21 protein-coding genes are annotated in these 18,882 nt (G+C 35.3%); 17 read left to right on the forward strand and 4 right to left on the reverse strand.

Going from position 1 to position 18,882, the window contains the following annotated elements:
• Nucleotides 1–30: 30 nt before the first annotated feature.
• The 3 genes from FW780_RS11670 to FW780_RS11680 all read left to right on the forward strand — a co-directional run bounded on the left by FW780_RS11670 (nucleotide 31) and on the right by FW780_RS11680 (nucleotide 2,321).
• Nucleotides 31–555, forward strand: coding sequence for a biopolymer transporter ExbD (locus FW780_RS11670; protein WP_149833719.1), 525 nt, complete (start codon nucleotides 31–33; stop codon nucleotides 553–555).
• A 103-nt stretch (nucleotides 556–658) separates the two neighbouring features.
• Entirely contained in the window at nucleotides 659–1,441 is a 783-nt protein-coding gene (locus tag FW780_RS11675; protein WP_149833720.1) for an alpha/beta fold hydrolase, read from the forward strand.
• 73 nt (nucleotides 1,442–1,514) lie between these two features.
• Complete coding sequence (locus tag FW780_RS11680) at nucleotides 1,515–2,321, forward strand: patatin-like phospholipase family protein (RefSeq protein WP_149833721.1); 807 nt, start codon at nucleotides 1,515–1,517, stop codon at nucleotides 2,319–2,321.
• A 50-nt stretch (nucleotides 2,322–2,371) separates the two neighbouring features.
• Here FW780_RS11680 and FW780_RS11685 read toward each other — a convergent pair whose 3' ends face one another.
• Nucleotides 2,372–3,376 (reverse strand): DHH family phosphoesterase, encoded by a 1,005-nt coding sequence (locus FW780_RS11685; RefSeq protein ID WP_149833722.1) that lies wholly within the window; start codon nucleotides 3,374–3,376, stop codon nucleotides 2,372–2,374.
• A gap of 235 nt (nucleotides 3,377–3,611) precedes the next feature.
• Between FW780_RS11685 and rpmH the strand changes: the two genes are divergently transcribed.
• Together rpmH and FW780_RS11695 are read left to right on the forward strand one after the other, a co-directional pair.
• On the forward strand, nucleotides 3,612–3,770 hold the full coding sequence (gene rpmH, locus FW780_RS11690; protein ID WP_039365072.1) for a 50S ribosomal protein L34: 159 nt from the start codon (nucleotides 3,612–3,614) through the stop codon (nucleotides 3,768–3,770).
• A 155-nt stretch (nucleotides 3,771–3,925) separates the two neighbouring features.
• Nucleotides 3,926–4,636: a cell division ATP-binding protein FtsE gene (locus FW780_RS11695; RefSeq protein ID WP_047373550.1), complete on the forward strand. Its 711-nt coding sequence runs from the start codon at nucleotides 3,926–3,928 to the stop codon at nucleotides 4,634–4,636.
• Between the two features lie 62 nt (nucleotides 4,637–4,698).
• On the opposite strand, the gene FW780_RS11700 is transcribed toward FW780_RS11695, so the two are convergent.
• Genes FW780_RS11700 through FW780_RS11710 form a run of 3 tightly spaced genes read right to left on the reverse strand, consistent with a single transcriptional unit; the run spans nucleotide 4,699 to nucleotide 7,431 of the window.
• Entirely contained in the window at nucleotides 4,699–5,391 is a 693-nt protein-coding gene (locus FW780_RS11700) for a tRNA1(Val) (adenine(37)-N6)-methyltransferase (RefSeq protein ID WP_149833723.1), read from the reverse strand.
• Nucleotides 5,391–6,845 (reverse strand): sensor histidine kinase, encoded by a 1,455-nt coding sequence (locus FW780_RS11705; protein ID WP_149833724.1) that lies wholly within the window; start codon nucleotides 6,843–6,845, stop codon nucleotides 5,391–5,393. Before FW780_RS11705 ends, FW780_RS11700 begins: the two co-directional genes overlap by 1 nt.
• A gap of 1 nt (nucleotide 6,846) precedes the next feature.
• On the reverse strand, nucleotides 6,847–7,431 hold the full coding sequence (locus tag FW780_RS11710; RefSeq protein WP_047425023.1) for a riboflavin synthase: 585 nt from the start codon (nucleotides 7,429–7,431) through the stop codon (nucleotides 6,847–6,849).
• Nucleotides 7,432–7,479: 48 nt separating this feature from the next.
• On the opposite strand from FW780_RS11710, the gene pdxA reads away from it, so the two are divergent.
• From pdxA to FW780_RS11770, 12 genes are all read left to right on the forward strand, one after another.
• Nucleotides 7,480–8,571 carry a 4-hydroxythreonine-4-phosphate dehydrogenase PdxA gene (gene pdxA / locus FW780_RS11715; RefSeq protein ID WP_149833725.1) on the forward strand — a complete coding sequence of 364 codons (1,092 nt, stop codon included), beginning with the start codon at nucleotides 7,480–7,482 and terminating at the stop codon, nucleotides 8,569–8,571.
• 84 nt (nucleotides 8,572–8,655) lie between these two features.
• Complete coding sequence (locus FW780_RS11720) at nucleotides 8,656–9,186, forward strand: YceD family protein (RefSeq protein WP_149833726.1); 531 nt, start codon at nucleotides 8,656–8,658, stop codon at nucleotides 9,184–9,186.
• 67 nt (nucleotides 9,187–9,253) lie between these two features.
• The gene (rpmF, locus tag FW780_RS11725) at nucleotides 9,254–9,457 is read left to right on the forward strand and encodes a 50S ribosomal protein L32 (RefSeq protein WP_002976251.1); all 204 of its coding nucleotides are present in this window, start codon (nucleotides 9,254–9,256) and stop codon (nucleotides 9,455–9,457) included.
• 127 nt (nucleotides 9,458–9,584) lie between these two features.
• A complete protein-coding gene (gene accB, locus FW780_RS11730; RefSeq protein ID WP_047385964.1) occupies nucleotides 9,585–10,067 on the forward strand; it encodes an acetyl-CoA carboxylase biotin carboxyl carrier protein in 483 nt (160 codons plus the stop codon).
• A 93-nt stretch (nucleotides 10,068–10,160) separates the two neighbouring features.
• Nucleotides 10,161–11,516: an acetyl-CoA carboxylase biotin carboxylase subunit gene (gene accC, locus FW780_RS11735; protein WP_045501198.1), complete on the forward strand. Its 1,356-nt coding sequence runs from the start codon at nucleotides 10,161–10,163 to the stop codon at nucleotides 11,514–11,516.
• 314 nt (nucleotides 11,517–11,830) lie between these two features.
• Nucleotides 11,831–13,078 (forward strand): ornithine--oxo-acid transaminase, encoded by a 1,248-nt coding sequence (gene rocD, locus FW780_RS11740; RefSeq protein WP_149833727.1) that lies wholly within the window; start codon nucleotides 11,831–11,833, stop codon nucleotides 13,076–13,078.
• A complete protein-coding gene (locus tag FW780_RS11745) occupies nucleotides 13,079–13,861 on the forward strand; it encodes a glycosyltransferase family 2 protein (protein WP_149833728.1) in 783 nt (260 codons plus the stop codon).
• A gap of 1 nt (nucleotide 13,862) precedes the next feature.
• Complete coding sequence (locus FW780_RS11750) at nucleotides 13,863–14,627, forward strand: polysaccharide deacetylase family protein (RefSeq protein ID WP_149833729.1); 765 nt, start codon at nucleotides 13,863–13,865, stop codon at nucleotides 14,625–14,627.
• Between the two features lie 55 nt (nucleotides 14,628–14,682).
• The gene (locus FW780_RS11755; RefSeq protein WP_149833854.1) at nucleotides 14,683–15,429 is read left to right on the forward strand and encodes a glycosyltransferase family 2 protein; all 747 of its coding nucleotides are present in this window, start codon (nucleotides 14,683–14,685) and stop codon (nucleotides 15,427–15,429) included.
• A gap of 4 nt (nucleotides 15,430–15,433) precedes the next feature.
• Nucleotides 15,434–16,420: a glycosyltransferase family 4 protein gene (locus FW780_RS11760; protein WP_149833730.1), complete on the forward strand. Its 987-nt coding sequence runs from the start codon at nucleotides 15,434–15,436 to the stop codon at nucleotides 16,418–16,420.
• A 3-nt stretch (nucleotides 16,421–16,423) separates the two neighbouring features.
• Complete coding sequence (locus FW780_RS11765; RefSeq protein ID WP_149833731.1) at nucleotides 16,424–17,611, forward strand: glycosyltransferase family 4 protein; 1,188 nt, start codon at nucleotides 16,424–16,426, stop codon at nucleotides 17,609–17,611.
• A 3-nt stretch (nucleotides 17,612–17,614) separates the two neighbouring features.
• The gene (locus FW780_RS11770; RefSeq protein WP_149833732.1) at nucleotides 17,615–18,856 is read left to right on the forward strand and encodes a glycosyltransferase; all 1,242 of its coding nucleotides are present in this window, start codon (nucleotides 17,615–17,617) and stop codon (nucleotides 18,854–18,856) included.
• The last annotated feature ends 26 nt before the right edge of the window (nucleotides 18,857–18,882 follow it).

Consider the following 18,882-nt stretch of genomic DNA (forward strand, 5'->3'; position numbering starts at 1 on the left):
ACAACGTTTAACATTTAAAAATTTTTAATCATGGCAGAAGTAATCGCACAAGAGAAACAAGGCAGCAAACAAAAGAAAAAAATGATCCGGGTAGATATGACTCCTATGGTAGATCTGGGATTCTTACTCATCACGTTCTTTATGTTCACCACTAACTTTACAAAACCTAACGTAATGGATTTGGGATTACCCGCAAAAGATCCAAACCCTCATCCTGTAGATATTCCTGTAATTGGAGACAAAAACCAAATTACATTTATCCTTGGAAAGGACAACCGCGTATTTTATCATCAAAGTAATGCTACAGATCTGAATTCCGCTAATCTTAAAGAAACCGATTTCAGTGGAATAAAAATTTCAAAAATCATTGCAGAAGCTTATAAAAATGCACCGGCACCTGAAAAATTTACCGTAATTGTGAAGCCAACGGATGACGCTAATTATAAGAATTTTGTGGATATGCTGGACAACCTTGCGATTTCCAAAAAGGAACGATATGGCGTAACCGATATCAAGCCTTGGGAAACAAAGATTTACAAGGAATTAATTCAATAAAACACAAAGGGCATTTTTAAAATGCTCTTTTTTGTTTACTTTTGAAAGGAAAATTGATCTGCAGTCAGCTGCATTATTTTAACCTTCTATAAATTTTGGAATCATGCTGAACTTTGAAAGAAAAGGAAACGGAAAAGAAACATTGGTACTTCTTCACGGATTTATGGAAAACCTATCCATCTGGAGTGACATGGAGCATCATCTTTCCAAAGATTTTACATTGCTTAAAATTGACCTTCCCGGTCATGGGCAGTCAGAAATTTTAGCTGAAGTTCACACCATGGAACTGATGGCTGAGGAAGTAAAAAAGGTTTTAGATCAGCAAAATTTAGAAAAAGTACACCTTTTGGGACATTCTATGGGAGGCTACACTTCACTTGCATTTGCAGAAAAATACCCCAATTCTTTAAAAAGTTTAACTTTATTTTTCTCTACTTATTTTCCGGATGATGAAGAGAAAAAACAACAGCGTATCAAAAGCTACAGAATCATTAAGGATGCGTTTGCGCATTATGCAAGGGCTGGAATTCCCAATTTATTCAACCCCAATGAAAGGGACATCCTGGAAGGAAAAATTGAAACAGCTCTTGAAACAGCCCTTTCCACCAACAATCTGGGCGCTCTTGCCTGTGTAAAAGGGATGGTAGAAAGAACCGACAAAAAACATATCCTTGAAAATCTGGAGTCCAAAATTTTAGTATTAGCCGGCAAACACGATAACGCTGTAAAAACAGATATGATGATCAAACATCTTCCTGACAGGACAAATATCAAATCTTACATTTTGGACTGCGGGCATAACGGGCATTGGGAGAAACCCGGCATCTGTGCCGAAATCATCAATACGGAACTTCTTCACAACCTTCCTAAAAAACTTGTTTTATAACATTAGTTTCCTCATGGATAAAAGTCAGCTTTAATAAAAAAATCCTGTATATTAGTAGAGGATAATATTCGTAATGGCTTTATTCTCATTCAAAAAAAAGAAACCACCGGCACCACCGGTTATCGGGCTTACACTTTCAGGCGGAGGAATGCGTGGAATTGCTCATATTGCCGTATTGAAAGCTCTAGAAGAATATAATCTGAAGCCTCACATTATCTCCGGAACCAGTGCAGGTTCTATCATTGGTGCTTTTTATTCTTTTGGAAAAACACCAGATGAGATGATGGAAATTGTAAGACAGACTTCTTTTTTTTCCAGATCATCTTTAAAATTATCAAAAAACGGAATTTTCAGTTCTAATTTTATTTTAAAGCTTTTCAAAGATTATTTTCCTGAAGACAACTTTAGTATTTTAGGAATTCCCATGTACGTCGCTGCAACAGAAATGACTCATGGTATTGTGGATTTCTTTTCCGAAGGAGAGCTTTTTGGGCCGTTATTGGCATCATCGAGTGTTCCTTTTATTCTGCCTCCGGTAAGGATAGGGGAAAAAATCTATGTAGATGGTGGCGTTTTGGACAACTTACCCATTGAACCTATTATGGATAAATGCAACTTCCTGATCGCATCCCATGTCAACTCAATAAGCTATGACGAATTAAACAAAATGAGCCTGATGAAGGAATTTGACAGAATCCTCCACTTAGCCATTGCAAAATCGGTCTATTCAAAGGCAAAATACTGTAATATTTTTTTGGATCCTCCTAAAATGACGAAATACAGCCTTTTCAACAAACGATATATGGATGAAATGTTTCAGCAGGTGTATGAATATACCTGTCAGGAACTTGAAGAGAAAGGATTTCGTAAAGTTTTGTGAATGTAAAGATCCACGAGTTTATCAAAATCTGGACTTTACTTTTTGGGTTTCTACAAACCCTCTTCTTTTACTTTATTTTTGAAGGTTTCTATAGTTCCGGATAAAGAGTCTAAAGATTTTCCTCCGGCTGCATTAATGTGCCCGCCACCGTTAAAATATTTTCTTGAGAATTGGTTTACATCGACATCATCTTTACTTCTGAATGAAATTTTAACAAAATCTTCATACAGGTCTTCCATAAAGAATGCAGACATTTTTACACCACCAATACTTAAACCATAATTTACAAAACCTTCTGTATCTCCTTTCTGGAAACCAAATTCTTTCAACTCGTTTCTTGTAAGACTTAGGACAGCAACCGTTCCGTCATTCACCACTTCAATTCTTCCAAGAACCAAAGCAAGCAAATGCAGACGAGAAACTGTATTGGTATCCCATGTATTGGAGGTGATCATCGCCGGATCTGCACCATTCTCAATCAGGTTGGCAATAATTCTGTGTGTAGTGGCGCTGGTAGAACGAAAACGGAAACCTCCTGTATCAGTCATAATTCCGGTATAAAGACATTCCGCCATATCCTGATTCACCAGTTTTTCATCATTCATTGCTTCAATGAAATGATAGATCATCTGTGAAGTGGCCGGAATAACGGTATCAGAATAAACAAAATCAAATTTTTCCGGCTGCTGGTGGTGATCAATAAGAATTTTCTTTCCTTGAGCTTTAACCAGCCAGTCTCCTAATAATCCAATTCGTGAGGGAGAATTAAAATCCAGACAGAAAATAACATCTGCTCCTGCAATCATGTCAGATGCCAGCTTTCTTTTATATTCCGCAATAATAACTTTTTTAGACTCAGGCATCCATTTCAGAAATTTCGGAAAATCATTAGGTACAATAACTTCAGCATGAATTCCTTTTGCTTTCAGATAATGTTTCAATCCCAAACTTGAACCAATAGCATCTCCATCCGGATTATAATGGGTAAGGATAACTATTCTGCTCTCTTGAGTAAGTAATGTATTGATATCTAAAAGTTCTGCTGGTGTAAACATCGGGTGTTTATTTTCGTTAAAATTAAAGTTTTCAAAGATAGAGCTTTTATATAAATCATTTAAATATTATTTTTGCACAGAGAAATGGTATTCTTATCAGGGGTTTGCCATTGTTCAATAAAAATGTTGCATTTAATTTTTTAAAAAAAGATAATTAAAGTTTGTAACTTATAAAAATTTATATATCTTTGCAACCTGAAAATTAATAGATTAATTACGATTTAAACATATAGTAATGAGTAAAAGAACATTCCAGCCATCAGAAAGAAAAAGAAGAAACAAACACGGTTTCAGAGAAAGAATGTCTACGCCAAATGGAAGAAGAGTTTTGGCTGCGAGAAGAGCTAAAGGCAGAAAGAGTTTAACTGTAAGTGCTGCACGCGCTAAGAGATAATCTTTTTATTATCATATACAAAACATGCTTGAAAAGTTCCTTTTCAGGCATTTTTTGTTGTTAAAATTTACTAAAATTAGAGTCAAATAGACTTCTTTTTTCTATTTTTAAAGATTGAAATTTTTTTGTTAGAAAACAGCCTTTAAAATTTAATTATGCCACATACAAATATCTCCGGAGACAATATTATAAGTTTACAAAACGCAAAGATTGCGCAAAAAAACTTTACTGTACTTTCTGATGTAAATCTTAACATTAAAAAAGGTAGATTCTGCTATCTTATCGGAAAAACAGGTTCCGGAAAAAGTTCCCTTCTGAAAACGCTTTACGGACATATTCCATTAGCATCAGGACACGGAGCTGTTGTAGGATTTGACCTGGCAAAGCTAAAACCTTCTGATATTCCTAACTTAAGAAGAAAATTAGGAATCGTATTCCAGGATTTCCAGTTACTTTCTGACAGAACGGTTGAAAAAAACTTAAAATTTGTTCTTGAAGCAACAGGCTGGAATGATAAAGTAAAGATAGAAGACCGCATCAATGAGGTTCTGGGAAGCGTGAACATGAAAAGCAAAAAGCACAAAATGCCACACGAACTTTCGGGAGGTGAACAACAGCGTATTGCCATTGCAAGAGCCCTTCTTAACCATCCAGATCTTATCTTAGCGGATGAGCCTACAGGAAACCTTGACCCTGAAACCTCCAACGAAATTATGACGCTATTGAAGCAGGTTGCCCTTGAAAATGGTGCTGCAGTAGTAATGGCAACACACGATTACCATATGATTCAAAACTTCCCTGGTGAGGCTATCAGATGCGAAGATGGAAAAGTATCTGTACTGGATACGGCAGAATTGTTTGAGTAAGAATTAAAAAATTGAGAGATTAAGAAATTCAGGCTTACGCGGTTTCTAATCCTTTCTAATTTCTATTTAAAAACATGAAACTCTTTAGTGAGTTCAAGATATTGGTCCGAGTATTGTCTCGGACTTTTTTCTATAATAAACTCAGATTCGTTGATTTCTTTCTTTTGTGATGAAAACTCCAGGATAAGCCTTTTAGCATTTGAATTTTGAATTCCTTTGATACTAACCCTTCTGTTTAAAAACAGTCGATTTTCTTTACCTATTGAAATAAAAACCTCTCCGGCTTCAACAGGAATAATGACGGAAAAAATCCCGTTTTCAGATAATAATTGCGCTGCATTGGTAATTAACTGCCTGAAGTTTAATTCTACAGTCTGGCGTGCAATCTTGTCTTTTTCAGATCCTGATTCTTCAAAATAAGGAGGATTGGAAACGATAAGATCAAATCGTTCTTCCGTCACGAAAGTTTTAAAATCCTGATGCCTGTTTTTCAGTCTTGCATGAAAAGGTGCGTTTTCAAAATTAAGCTTAGTAAGTGCCTCTGCATCTTCGTTAATATCCAGTCCTAAAAAGTAAGCCTGAAGATTTCTCTGAGCTAGCATTAGGGAGATCAGTCCTGTTCCTGTCCCTACTTCTAAAACACTGGATGCGTCGTCAACATCAGCTAAAGCACCAAGCAGAACACCGTCTGTTCCTACACGGAAGACGTCTTTAGACTGTTCAATTGTAAATTGCTTAAATGTAAAAGGCTTCACTATAAATTGGTAGGCAGTGTAATAATGAACGTAGACCCTTTTCCTATTTCAGATTTCACAGAGATTTCTCCTTTATAATCTTCAATCATTTTTCTAACCATAGATAATCCAAGTCCCATTCCACTGCTTTTAGAGGTAAAATTAGGTTCAAAGATTCTTTCATACATACTTTCAGGAATTCCTATCCCGTTATCCTGAACGGAAATAATAACTCTTCTCTGATGTTGCTCTACATCTACATTGATGATCAGCTTTCTCTCATCGCTTTCTGCCTGTTTTGCATTGGTAACAAGGTTGGTTATAATCCTGGAAAGATAAATTCTATCCATATTGATCATAATATTGGTCTTATTGGCATGCATAAAGATACTGTCATCATTGAAGACACGAAGAATATCCTCAACCTCGGTATTCAGATTGATCACCTCATTATTTTTTTCAGGAAGTTTCGCAAATTCTGAGAAGGCCGAAGCTACCGTCGCAATCAGATCTATCTGATCTACAATAGTTTTACTCATCTGTTTCACCCTTTCTCTGATATTCGGATCTTCCGGATCAAATTTTCTTTCAAAATTCTGAATGGTCAGTTTCATTGGAGTCAATGGGTTTTTCACTTCATGAGCAACCTGCTTCGCCATTTCTCTCCAGGCTTCTTCAGATGCCTTAAACCTAAGCCTTTCTTTCTGGTCCTGGATCTGCAGAATCATTCTGTTGTAAGCTCTTGCCAAAGCATTAAGCTCATCATTTTTATAATATCTGATAGGTCGCATTTCATTTTCAAATAATGTAATACGGGTAATCATATCAGAGAACTTCGTGATTGTCTTCGCAAGACTGTTGGACGTCACCCAGCTAATCCAGATACTAAACAGAATAAGAAATATATCGACTAAAAGAATGTATTTTACATATTGATGAAGAACCTCCAGATAAGCAGATTCATTATGATATAAAGGGATATAGACAATTCCGATCGGCTCTAACTCATTATTTTTCAACAAAAGATAGGAAGATGTCAGCTTAGCATCTTTAGCAGCATCATAATTGACCATATCTACTCTTGCATCGGTAGACAGAATCTTGTTGATGATTTCGATAGGGATCGTTTTCTGCTCAACCAAAGCTTCATCTTTATTGGAAAGCAAATAGTTTCCTTTCAGATCGTAAATAAAAATATCATGCTGATTGATATCCGCAATTTCAAAGATTTTATTCCCCAAAACTTCCGGAAGATCTTTCGTTTCAATAAGTGTCTGGCTTACCGCATAGTCAAGATATCTCATTACAGCATTCGTCTTATCCTGCATATCGATATTACTTTGCTGCAGAGAGTGATTTCTCAGTACAAAATAAGGGACAAGTGATGTAGCGACAACACTTAAAAAACATACCAGCAGGAAACCGAAAAACACACGGTTCCTTAAGCTATATCCTTTATACTTGTTAATTGACATTCTACTTTTTAATTAACCTAGCAATATACTTACCAATGATATCAAATTCCAGGTTTACTTTATCACCAATTTTTAAATGTTTCATATTGGTAAATTCCCATGTATAAGGAATAATGGCAACAGAAAACTGAGCATCTTCACTTTTTGCAACTGTAAGACTGATTCCGTTTACCGTAATTGAACCCTGAGGTACTGTTACAAAGCTTCCGTCATTATCATATTTCATAGTAATAAAATAGCTCCCGTCTTTGTTTTCAATTCCCACAACCTCACCGGTTTTATCAACATGTCCCTGAACGATATGTCCATCCAGTCTTCCATCCATCTTCATGCAGCGTTCCAGATTCACAACAGTTCCCAATTCCCATTTTCCAAGGTTGGTTTTTTCAAGTGTTTCGTTAATTGCTGTTACCACATATTGATTGTCTTTTATTTCAACCACTGTAAGGCAGCAGCCGTTGTGTGCAAGACTCTGGTCTATTTTTAATTCATTTGTAAAGGGGCATGTCAAGGTAAAATCTATATTGCTTCCTTTTTCTTCAATCTTCTCAATAACACCAACTGCTTCAATAATTCCTGTGAACATATTATTTTTTGCTAAATTTGTAAATTATAATCTTCAAAGATAATCAAAATGAGCCCAAAAAACCATAAAGTACGAGTAGGAATTTCAATCGGTGATTTCAACGGCATCGGCCCGGAGATCATTATGAAATCTCTGAAAGACAAAACCATTACAGATTTTTTCACTCCTGTAATTTTTGGTTCGGGAAAATTATTCACTTATCAGAAAAACATTTTTAAGCTGAATCTTAATTTCAACTATATCAATGAAGCTTCGCAGGCTCAGGCAGGGAAACTTAACATGCTTAACCTGACGAAGGAAAACGTTAATGTAGAATTGGGAGTTCCTACGGAAGAGTCTACTAAAATGGCTATTGATTCTTTGGAAGCAGCAACTGAAGCTTTGATGAAAGGAGAAATTGATGTTTTGGTAACCGCTCCCATCAATAAAGATGAAATGGTGAAAATGGGCTTTAAACATGCCGGTCATACAGGGTACTTTGAAGAGAAATTCAGCAAAAAAGGATTAATGTTCCTTGTAACTGAAGATCTTAAAGTAGCCGTATCTACCCATCATATTCCAATTTCTCAGGTAGCTGAAAATATTTCCAAAGAGAAAATAAAAAAACAGATCCGAGTTCTGAATCAAACACTGATAGAAGATTTCTGTATTCAGAAGCCTAAAATTGCCGTATTGGGATTAAACCCTCATGCAGGAGATGGCGGTGTTATTGGAACTGAAGAAATTGAGATCATCAGCCCGGCCATCAAGGAACTTTCTGACAACGGAACATTGGCATTTGGTCCTTTCCCTGCAGACAGCTTTTTCCAGCCAGGCAAATACAAAAATTTCGATGCGGTTTTAGCAATGTATCATGACCAGGGATTAGCTCCTTTCAAAACATTAGCATATGAAGAAGGCGTAAACTATACAGCAGGACTTCCTTTTATCAGAACTTCTCCGGATCACGGCGTTGCTTATGATATTGCAGGAAAAAACATTGCTGATGAGCAGAGTTTTACGGAAGCAATATTCACAGCCATTAAAATTTTCAAGAACAGGAGTGAATACAGCGAACTGATGAATGACCGCATGCAGCCTAGAAAAATGGTTGTAGACAACGGAATAGATGAAGATCTACCGGAGGAAACTGAAGGATAAATCTTTAAAACAAATTTTAAATTAATTTGTTTCGGATTTTATTTGTTATTATAAAAAAAATGCATATTTTTGCACACTCATTTTATGGACAAGTTAAGAAACTATGACGTAAGCTTTTCCGGACTAAAAAACGGAAAACACGAGTTCAAGTTTGAGATAGATAAAACGTTCTTTCAATTATTTGACACTGAGCAGGAATTTACAAATCCTAGAATAGAAGTGAATGTATCGCTTGATAAACACACTACTTTTTTAGAATTTGAGATTAAAATTAATGGATTGGTTGAATTGGTTTGTGATATTACAAACGAAAATTTCGACTATCCTATTGAGAATGAAATCAAGATTTTGGTGAATTTCGGGGAAGAATATGATGACAGTAATGAAGATGTTATTACTATTCCTACCGGAGAGCATGCTTTCAATGTAGCACATTTGATTTATGAAAATGTAATGCTTTCTATCCCGATGAAAAAGATTTCACCTAATGTAAATGATGAAGATCTTGAAATTCTTGATCAGTTCAGTCCGAAAGATATTGAGGAAACAGAAGAGGAAGAACACGAAAGTGATCCCCGATGGGATGCTTTAAGAAAGTTAAGAGACAATAATTAAATAGAATAATTTAAATATGATGAGATGATGAATCTCATCGCTCATCAATTAAAAAAGTTATTAGAAAATGGCACATCCAAAGAGAAGACAGTCGTCGACAAGAAGAGATAAGAGAAGAACTCACTACAAAGCTGTAGTTCCTCAATTAGCTAAAGATGCAACAACAGGAGAGCTTCACCTATACCACAGAGCTCACTGGCATGAAGGAAAACTTTACTACAGAGGTAAAGTAGTATTGGAAAAAGAAGTAGCTGCTACTGAAGAAAACTAAGAGTCGCTTTTTATTGAAAAAGCCTCGTTTTAATACAAAAACCGCCCAATTTTGATAAAATTTGGCGGTTTTTTGTTGTTTTTTACGTTTTTTTGGTATCTTTGACCCAAAATCAAATATCAAATTTATGGACATTAAAGACATACAAAATCTTATCAAGTTTGTATCTAAAGCTGAAGTTTCAGAAGTAAAATACAAAACTAAAGATTTCGAGATCACTATTAAAACTCCATTAGCTGGAAGCGATGCTGTATATGCACAGCCAGCAGTATACCACACTGCGCCACAAGCTGTAGCTGCTCCGGCACCTGTTGCAACTCCTGCTGCTCCTGCTGCTGAGAAAGCTGAAGCTGCATCTGATGACAGCAAATATGTAACGATCAAGTCTCCAATGATCGGAACTTTCTATAGAAAACCATCTCCTGATAAAGATGTATTTGTAAATGTAGGTGACGAAGTTTCTGTTGGTAAAGTAGTTTGCGTTATTGAAGCAATGAAACTATTCAACCAGATTGAATCTGAAATCAGCGGAAAAATCGTTAAAATTTTAGTTGACGATGCTACTCCTGTAGAGTATGACCAACCTTTATTCTTAGTAGATCCATCTTAAGGAATTTTAGATTAAAGATTATAAATTTTAGATGAATCTTTTTCATTTAAAATAATTTAAAATTCAAAATTTATAATTTAAAATTTCGGAGAGATGTTCAAAAAAATATTAATAGCCAATCGTGGCGAAATTGCAATGCGTATTTTACGTACTTGTAAAGAAATGGGGATCAAAACCGTTGCAGTATACTCTACTGCTGATAAAGACAGTCTTCACGTAAGATTTGCTGATGAAGCGGTATGTATTGGCCCTGCAATGAGTAAAGACTCCTATCTTAAAATCCCTAACATTATTGCCGCTGCGGAAATTACCAATGCTGACGCTATCCACCCAGGTTACGGATTCTTATCTGAAAATGCTAACTTCTCAAGAATCTGTCAAAAGAACGGTATCAAATTTATTGGTGCTTCTCCTGAGCAGATTGAAAAAATGGGGGATAAAGCTAACGCTAAGGCTACCATGAAAGCGGCAGGTGTACCATGTGTACCAGGTTCTGACGGATTGATCGAATCTTACGAACACGCTGTAAAAGTAGCTGAAGAAACAGGATACCCTGTAATGATTAAAGCTACTGCCGGTGGTGGTGGAAAAGGAATGAGAGCCGTTTGGAAAGCTGAAGACCTTAAAGATCACTGGGAATCTGCAATTCAGGAAGCTGTAGCAGCCTTTGGAAACGGAGGCATGTACATGGAAAAACTGATTGAAGAGCCTAGACACATTGAAATTCAGGTTGCTGGTGACCAATTCGGTAAAGCTTGCCACCTTTCTGAAAGAGACTGTTCTGTACAGAGAAGAAATCAGAAATTAACTGAAGAAACTCCTTCTCCTTTCATGACAGACGAACTTCGCGAGAAAATGGGTGATGCTGCTGTAAAAGCTGCTGAATTTATTGGATACGAAGGTGTAGGAACTATCGAATTCCTTGTAGACAAGCATAGAAATTTCTATTTCATGGAAATGAATACAAGAATCCAGGTAGAACACCCTATTACTGAGCAGGTAATTGATTATGACCTGATCAGAGAACAAATTCTTCTTGCTGCAGGAACTCCTATTTCAGGAATCAATTATTATCCTAAATTACATTCAATAGAGTGTAGAATCAACGCAGAAGATCCTTACGCAGACTTCAGACCATCTCCAGGAAAAATCACAGGACTAAACATCCCTGGCGGACACGGAATCAGAGTAGACACTCACGTATATTCCGGATATACAATTCCTTCTAACTATGACTCAATGATTGCTAAGCTTATCACTACGGCTCAAACCCGTGAGGAAGCAATTGCAAAAATGAGACGTGCCCTTGAGGAGTTCTATATTGAAGGAGTAAAAACAACAATTCCTTTTCACAGACAACTGATGGATAATGAAGATTATCTTGCAGGAAACTATACTACAAAATTCATGGAAGACTTTGTAATGGATAGAAAATATGATAATCACTAAGATTATTTTAAAATATAAAACGAAACTGCCTCTTTTAGGGGCAGTTTTTTCTTCCCACAATACAGAATATTTCAGGCTACATTTCATAAAAAAGATTGGAACATTCCATCATTAATGATTAATAAAATAGCAGAAAATAAAATTCTTTCACAAGGAAAGATATAAAACCTAAAACTACCTGTCAACAAAGAAAATATTTTCTGATACGGCATTATTCCGCCTTAAAATCCACTTCAATTACAGCTCCATACGACACTAGATATTTGTTTAGGCATATCATTAATATTGTGTAAATTTGTTGAAAACCAAAATATATGTCAACAGCAGAACAAACAAAAAACTCACAGTATTTTATTGACCTTGAAGACAAACACGGAGCGCACAATTACCACCCACTTCCAGTAGTTCTGGACCGCGGAGAAGGTGTTTTCGTTTGGGATGTAGAGGGCAAGAGGTATTATGATTTTCTTTCAGCATATTCTGCTGTGAACCAGGGACACTCTCATCCTAAAATTGTAGGAGCATTAGTAGAGCAGGCACAAAAGCTGGCATTAACTTCAAGAGCTTTCTACAACTCTAAATTGGGTGAATATGAACAGAAAATAACCACTCTTTTCGGATTTGATAAAGTTTTACCAATGAACTCCGGAGCTGAAGCTGTGGAAACCGCAGTAAAACTAGCCAGAAAATGGAGTTATGAAGTAAAAGGAATTTCGGAAAATGCAGCAAAAATAATTGTTTGCGAAAATAATTTCCACGGAAGAACTACAACTATCGTTTCTTTCTCTAATGATCCGGATGCCAACCAGAACTACGGACCTTTTACCCCAGGATTTATCAAAATTCCTTACAATGATATTGCAGCCTTAGAAGAAGTTCTGAGCAGAGAAGCTGATAATATTGCAGCATTCCTTGTAGAACCTATTCAGGGAGAAGCCGGAGTATATGTTCCGGATGAAAACTTCCTTAAAAACGCTTCTGAACTATGTAAAAAATACAACGTTCTCTTCATTGCTGATGAAGTTCAGACTGGTATTGCAAGAACAGGAAGACTGATTGCATGCCACCATGAAGATGTACAACCGGATATTTTAATTTTAGGAAAAGCACTTTCCGGAGGTATGTACCCGGTATCAGCAGTTTTAGCGAATGACAGCATCATGAATGTTATCAAGCCTGGACAGCATGGTTCTACATTCGGAGGAAACCCTATTGCCTGTGCAGTAGCAGTGGCAGCATTGGACGTGGTAGCTGAAGAAAAATTATCTGAAAGAGCTGAAGAGCTTGGACAGCTGTTCAGAGCAGAAATCAATAAACTAATCGAAAAGACAGATCTTATTACCAAGGTAAGAGGAAAAGGACTTTTAAATGCTATCCTGATCAATGATACTCCAGACAGCTCTACCGCGTGGAACCTTTGTTTACACTTAAAAGAAAACGGATTACTGGCAAAACCTACACACGGTAATATCATCAGACTGGCACCGCCATTAGTAATTACTGAAGAGCAGTTACTAGATTGCGTAAAGATTATTGAAAAGACTATTCTTGAGTATAAATAAATGGCTCTTTCTCTTGCAATCATCACTTATAATGAAGAAGAAAATATCGTAAGACTTTTAGATTCATTAGTAGATTTAGCTGATGAAATTATCATTGTCGATAGCTTTTCAACAGATAAGACAAAAGAAATCTGTACTCAGAAATATCCACAGGTACAATTCTTTGAGAAAAAATTTAACGGGTATGGTGAACAAAAAAACCATGCCCTTAATTTATGTTCTCATGAATGGGTTCTGTTTCTGGATGCTGATGAAGTTCCCGATGAAAATCTAAAAAGATCCATACAGAAGATTGTTTCTTCAGCAAGCACAGAATTTAATGTATATAAAGCCCGATTCAATAATCATCTGGGTTCTCACCTGATCAAGCACGGTGGTTGGGGAAATGTATGCCGTGAAAGACTCTTTAAAAAAGAATATGCTGCATATTCACATGATAAGGTTCATGAATTTTTGATTACCTATGAAAAAATAGGACTACTGGACGGAAGACTGAATCATTATACTTACAAAAGTATTCACCATCATGTCTCAAAAATCAATAAATATTCGGATATGATGGCGGAAAAGATGTTTGAAAGAGGAAAAAAAATCAATAGATTTAAAATCATTGTAAGTCCTATTTTTGAATTTATCAAGGTATTTATTTTCAAACTGGGTTTTCTGGACGGATTTCCCGGATATTATATTGCCAAAACAATGTCCTATTACACCTTTTTGAAATATATTAAATTGCGCGAAAAAATAAGACTGTTAGAAATTCAACAAAATACAGTAAAGTAATATGATCCTGTATGTTATCTCTATTTTATTAGCAGCGTTTATCATCGTGTATTTCCGTCTGTATCTTTTTGTTTTCCCGCACAACAGACTGGTGATTCTCATGTATCATCAGATTCAAAAGGAAAGCCATGAAGATCTTACAGTAAGCTTAAAAAATCTGGAACAGCAGTTTTCATATCTAAGCCGCAAAAAATATACTCCTCAGTTTTTTTCAGAACTTACTGTTTCTACTAAAAAAAATATTGTCATCACCTTTGATGACGGTTACAGAAACAATCTTGAATATTTGCCTTCTCTACTGAAAAAGTATAATCTGAAGGCCACCATTTTTATTCCTACAGGATTTATAGAAAACGGATATAAAAATTATCTAATGATGACGTTTGATGAAATCAGAAGTCTGGATAGAAATTATTTTGAAATTGCACTTCACACTCATGCCCATGACAGTCTGAAAACAATGTCTTTGGATCATGTAGAAAAAGATCTAGAAAAAAATATGCAAATTCTGGATGCCCAAAACATCCCCTATTCAAAGGTCTTAGCATACCCATATGGCAAATATCCCAATAAAGAAAAGGAAAAATCTGCTTTTTTTTCTATTTTAAAAAAAATAGGAATTGATTTTGCAGTAAGAATTGGAAATAGAATTAATTACTACCCACCCCAGCACCCATATGAACTGTGCAGAGTTGATATAAAAGGCAAAGATTCGATAATAAAGTTCAAATTAAAACTTATCTTTGGAAGATTAAAACTATTTTGAAAAACAATTTTAAAGGGGTATTTTCACGTACTTCTCTATTAAACAAATCGTTGTGATGAATATAAGTGGTTTGATCATAACATATAATGAAGAAAAAAATATACAGGATGTCCTTGAGTCTTTTGATTTCTGTGATGAAATAGTAGTGATAGACTCATTTAGTACGGATAAAACTGTAGAAATTGCAAAAAAATTCCCTAATGTAAAGGTGGTTCAGAATAAATTTGAAGACTTTACAAAGCAAAGAAATTTGGCTCTGGATTCTGCAAAGAATGACTGGGTTCTATTTTTGGACGGTGATGAAAGACTTACACCGGCCCTGAAGCAGGAAATTACAGATGAGCTGAATAAACCCGGGCAAAAAGATGCCTACTATTTTTACAGGAAATTCTTTTTTGCTCAGAAACCGATTCATTTTTCAGGAACACAGTCTGATAAAAACTTCAGGCTTTTCAGAAAATCGAAGGCCAGATACATGGCAGGAAAAAAGGTACACGAAACTCTGGAAGTCAACGGAACCATTGGGATTTTAAAAAATAAATTACTACATTATTCCGTTTCAGATTATGAATCTTACAGAAAAAAAATGATTCATTACGGAGTTTTAAAGGGGAAAGAACTGGCTGCCAAAGGGAAAAAGTACAATGTTTTGGTGCAATATATTAAAACAGCTTTTAAATTCTTTAAAGCCTACATAATGAGACTGGGTATTTTAGACGGAAAAGAAGGGTATCAGTTATCTTACCTGCAATCTTTAAGCGTTTTTGAAACCTATGAATCATTAAAAAAAGAGCAAAATTAGTTGAATGAAGATTTGTATCATTAGTTATGATTTTTGGGATTATGATAAGTATATTGTTGAAGCATTATGCAAACGGGGTATTGATGCCCATCATATAAAGATCAGCACAGTTACTCATTCTAATTTCAATGAAAGAGCTGTAAATGCTTTAAGCAAAACCTTTTTAAACAAAAATCTTAAGACTGAAAAAAGACAGAAATATGTTCTGGATGCCCTGGAAAAATTAGGACATCAGGATCAGATATTGGTGATGAACCCGGATACATTTGATCTTTCAACTCTTGAAAAAATCCGAAAATATACAGACCGACTGGTTACCTATCTTTATGACAACCTTGAAAGAGTGCCTGTAGAAGATAAGCTATACCTTTTTGACAAAGTATTTTCCTTTGATTATATAGATGTTACAAAGCATGGGTTTGAAAAATTAACGAATTATATTTATCTGCCACACTGCTCAAAAGAAATCCAGCAGCCTGAAATGGATCTTTTCTACATCACCTCTTATGATAACAGAAGGGTTTCTCTGATAAAATTACTCGCTAAAAAACTGATTGAGCAGGGCCTGAAGTTTCAGATTATGATCATCGGAAAAAAATCGTGGAAACATCAGCTGACCAATATTTTCATGACGGTGCCTAAAAACCTCTTTCTGGTTTTCAGCATCAAAAAGATTCCTCATAACGATCTTCCTAAATATTATAAAAATTCAAAAGTATTGCTTGACCTGATGCGTGAAGGTCAATATGGACTTAGTTTCAGGGTTTTTGAAGCGATGTCTCTGGAGAAGAAAATCATTACTGATAATGAAGCCATTAAAACCTATGATTTTTACAATCCCAATAATATTTTGATTTTAAACAAAAATATTAGTAATCTTGACAAATCTTTTTTTGAAACACCTTACGAAAAAATTCCTGAGGAAATCTACTACAGATACACTCTGGATAGTTGGGTAAACAAAGTTTTTGAACTTGATACTAAAAACTAGCAAATGGGCATCTTTAAAAAAATAAAAAAACACTTCGAAAGAAAAGAAAAACTCAAATATCTTCAGTCTAAGGATATAGTCAACATTAATCTGTATGACGAGTCCCAAAAAACAATACTGTTTGCTTCAAGAGATTTCCCTGCCCATGATAAAGAATCCGGGGCCAACAGACTGAAAGAACTTATATTAATCTACAAAGAATTAGGATATAACTGCATTTTATTTGCACCTCATATTTTTGAAGATGATTCTTATGTAAAGTTTTATCAGCAACATCATGTTATGGTGTATGTAGAGAACAATAAATATAAGAATATCTATGATTTTCTGTCTTCTTTTAAAAAGATAGATTATGTTTGGTTTAACGGTCCTCTTGCCCTGAATCTGTTTTACAAAAAAATGAAGACTGTTTTACCTTCTACCCGATTCATTTATGATATGGTAGATATTCATTTTTTAAGATTTAAAAGAGCAATTGAACTGGAACCAACCCGTATTTCTCTAAAGAAAAATTATAAACATTTCTTCCGTTTGGAAACGATTGTTGCACCACAGCTGGACTACATTATTGCCATCTCTGACAAAGAAAAAGAGATTATGAGCCAGTATGCGGACAAAAATAAGATCATTACCGTATCAAATATTCATTATCCTAAAATTGATATTTCAGAAAGGAAGAACTTCAGTGAAAGTAAAGGAATTACCTTCATTGGGTCTATCCACGAACCAAATATTGATGCAGTAAAGTTTCTATATGAAAAAATAATGCCTATTGTCTGGAAAACCAATCCTGAACTGGAAGTAAGCATCATTGGAAATGTTTCTGAAAAACTGGATCTTAAACTATATCCTAAGTTTAAATTTTTAGGATTTGTAGAAAGTATCGAAGAACATTTCATGAATTCCAAAATCATGGTAGCTCCTTTACGGTTTGGAGCTGGAGTAAAAGGGAAAATAGGACAGGCCTTTGAATACTTCTTCCCAGTGGTTACCACAGATATTGGTGCTGAAGGGATGAAGCTTACAGATAAAAAAAATGTATTGATTGCGAATGACGAAAATAGTTTCGCAGAAGCCATCATTCAGCTGAATAATAATGAAGAACTTTGGAATACATTGAGCCAAAATTCTGTGGACAGTCTGAGAGCATTTTCACCTGAAGAAGTAAAAGAAAAACTTAAAACACTATAATATATGTCATTAAGCGTAAACTATCATGGCTTTTTTGAAGGGAATTTTGGGATAGCAGAGGCAACAAGACTAAATGTTGCTGCTATGGAAAGCCAGGGCATTAAAGTAAACCGCATCAGCTACTCAAGTGACACTCTTGAAAGGTCTAAAAGTGACGTACACCCCAATGCATTAATTAATATTTTTCACATTAACAGTAATGTGACCCACGAATTTTTTTCAAAAAACCAGGATATCAATCTTGCAGGCCATTACAACATTGTCTATTGGGCCTGGGAATTCCCCGAAGTTTCAGATAAAACAGTTGAGTTTCTGAATATTTTTGATGAATTATGGGTTCCTAGTGATTTCTGTGTCAATATTTTCACAAAATATACAGGAATTCCGGTAATGAGATTTTCCCATCCTATTCAAAAGCTAGCACCTTCGGATGAATTTAGTCTTGAAGAGTACAATATCAAACCGGGAACAAATGTATATATTACAATTTTTGATTCGTTAAGTACTACCATCAGAAAAAATCCTGAAGCTACAATTGAAGCCTTTATCAATGTTTTCAAGAATGATCCGGAAAGTGTTCTCATTGTAAAAACACATAATCTTGACAGGAGTAAAGATGCACAGACAGTATTGGAAAAATACGCCGGCATTTCAAATATTATCATTATTAATGAACATTTTTCAAAAGAAAAACTTCATTCACTGATTCAGAAATCTGATGTTCTTATTTCTTTACACGGTTCCGAAGGTTTCGGATTGACGATGGCAGAAGCGATGTCCTATGGAAAAATTGTTGTGGGAACAGGATACTCCGGAAATCTGGACTTTATGAATGTGAACAACAGCTTCCTTATTCAATATGATTTTATTAAAACCTCCAATACAAAAGGATTGATTGCTGAAGGACTCACACTGGCAAGACCTGATTTGCAGGATGCTACCCAAAAGCTTCAGTATATAAAAAATAATTTCAAGTCTTTAACTTCTACTAAACAGAATGCGGAGGCACAGATAAGAGATAATTTTTCTCTTGAGGCTATCGGAAACCTACTTAAGCTAAGACTTTCTTTTATTGACCAGATGGACAAAAAAGAAAATACTTCAGAAAATAGTGTTGGAAACGTTTTTTATCTTGCCGAAATAGACAGACTAAGTGGCAGAGTAAATTATCTGGAAAAAACATTATACAATAAAATCAGGAAAAAAGTCAATATCTTTTTGAAGAAAATAAAAGGTAAGAAATAAAAATAGCGGTAGTTTCATTTGAATCT

The sequence above is a fragment of the Chryseobacterium sediminis genome (assembly GCF_008386505.1).
In the GTDB taxonomy this organism is placed as follows: Bacteria; Bacteroidota; Bacteroidia; order Flavobacteriales; family Weeksellaceae; genus Chryseobacterium; species Chryseobacterium sediminis.

What these genes read in the sequence shown, in the direction of transcription:
- FW780_RS11670 (WP_149833719.1), top strand. Translation starts at nt 31, where the DNA reads ATGGCAGAAGTAATCGCACAAGAGAAACAAGGCAGCAAACAAAAGAAA.
- FW780_RS11675 (WP_149833720.1), top strand. Translation starts at nt 659, where the DNA reads ATGCTGAACTTTGAAAGAAAAGGAAACGGAAAAGAAACATTGGTACTT.
- FW780_RS11680 (WP_149833721.1), top strand. Translation starts at nt 1,515, where the DNA reads ATGGCTTTATTCTCATTCAAAAAAAAGAAACCACCGGCACCACCGGTT.
- FW780_RS11685 (WP_149833722.1), bottom strand. Translation starts at nt 3,376, where the DNA reads ATGTTTACACCAGCAGAACTTTTAGATATCAATACATTACTTACTCAA.
- rpmH (WP_039365072.1), top strand. Translation starts at nt 3,612, where the DNA reads ATGAGTAAAAGAACATTCCAGCCATCAGAAAGAAAAAGAAGAAACAAA.
- FW780_RS11695 (WP_047373550.1), top strand. Translation starts at nt 3,926, where the DNA reads ATGCCACATACAAATATCTCCGGAGACAATATTATAAGTTTACAAAAC.
- FW780_RS11705 (WP_149833724.1), bottom strand. Translation starts at nt 6,845, where the DNA reads ATGTCAATTAACAAGTATAAAGGATATAGCTTAAGGAACCGTGTGTTT.
- FW780_RS11710 (WP_047425023.1), bottom strand. Translation starts at nt 7,431, where the DNA reads ATGTTCACAGGAATTATTGAAGCAGTTGGTGTTATTGAGAAGATTGAA.
- pdxA (WP_149833725.1), top strand. Translation starts at nt 7,480, where the DNA reads ATGAGCCCAAAAAACCATAAAGTACGAGTAGGAATTTCAATCGGTGAT.
- FW780_RS11720 (WP_149833726.1), top strand. Translation starts at nt 8,656, where the DNA reads ATGGACAAGTTAAGAAACTATGACGTAAGCTTTTCCGGACTAAAAAAC.
- rpmF (WP_002976251.1), top strand. Translation starts at nt 9,254, where the DNA reads ATGGCACATCCAAAGAGAAGACAGTCGTCGACAAGAAGAGATAAGAGA.
- accB (WP_047385964.1), top strand. Translation starts at nt 9,585, where the DNA reads ATGGACATTAAAGACATACAAAATCTTATCAAGTTTGTATCTAAAGCT.
- accC (WP_045501198.1), top strand. Translation starts at nt 10,161, where the DNA reads ATGTTCAAAAAAATATTAATAGCCAATCGTGGCGAAATTGCAATGCGT.
- rocD (WP_149833727.1), top strand. Translation starts at nt 11,831, where the DNA reads ATGTCAACAGCAGAACAAACAAAAAACTCACAGTATTTTATTGACCTT.
- FW780_RS11745 (WP_149833728.1), top strand. Translation starts at nt 13,079, where the DNA reads ATGGCTCTTTCTCTTGCAATCATCACTTATAATGAAGAAGAAAATATC.
- FW780_RS11750 (WP_149833729.1), top strand. Translation starts at nt 13,863, where the DNA reads ATGATCCTGTATGTTATCTCTATTTTATTAGCAGCGTTTATCATCGTG.
- FW780_RS11755 (WP_149833854.1), top strand. Translation starts at nt 14,683, where the DNA reads ATGAATATAAGTGGTTTGATCATAACATATAATGAAGAAAAAAATATA.
- FW780_RS11760 (WP_149833730.1), top strand. Translation starts at nt 15,434, where the DNA reads ATGAAGATTTGTATCATTAGTTATGATTTTTGGGATTATGATAAGTAT.
- FW780_RS11765 (WP_149833731.1), top strand. Translation starts at nt 16,424, where the DNA reads ATGGGCATCTTTAAAAAAATAAAAAAACACTTCGAAAGAAAAGAAAAA.
- FW780_RS11770 (WP_149833732.1), top strand. Translation starts at nt 17,615, where the DNA reads ATGTCATTAAGCGTAAACTATCATGGCTTTTTTGAAGGGAATTTTGGG.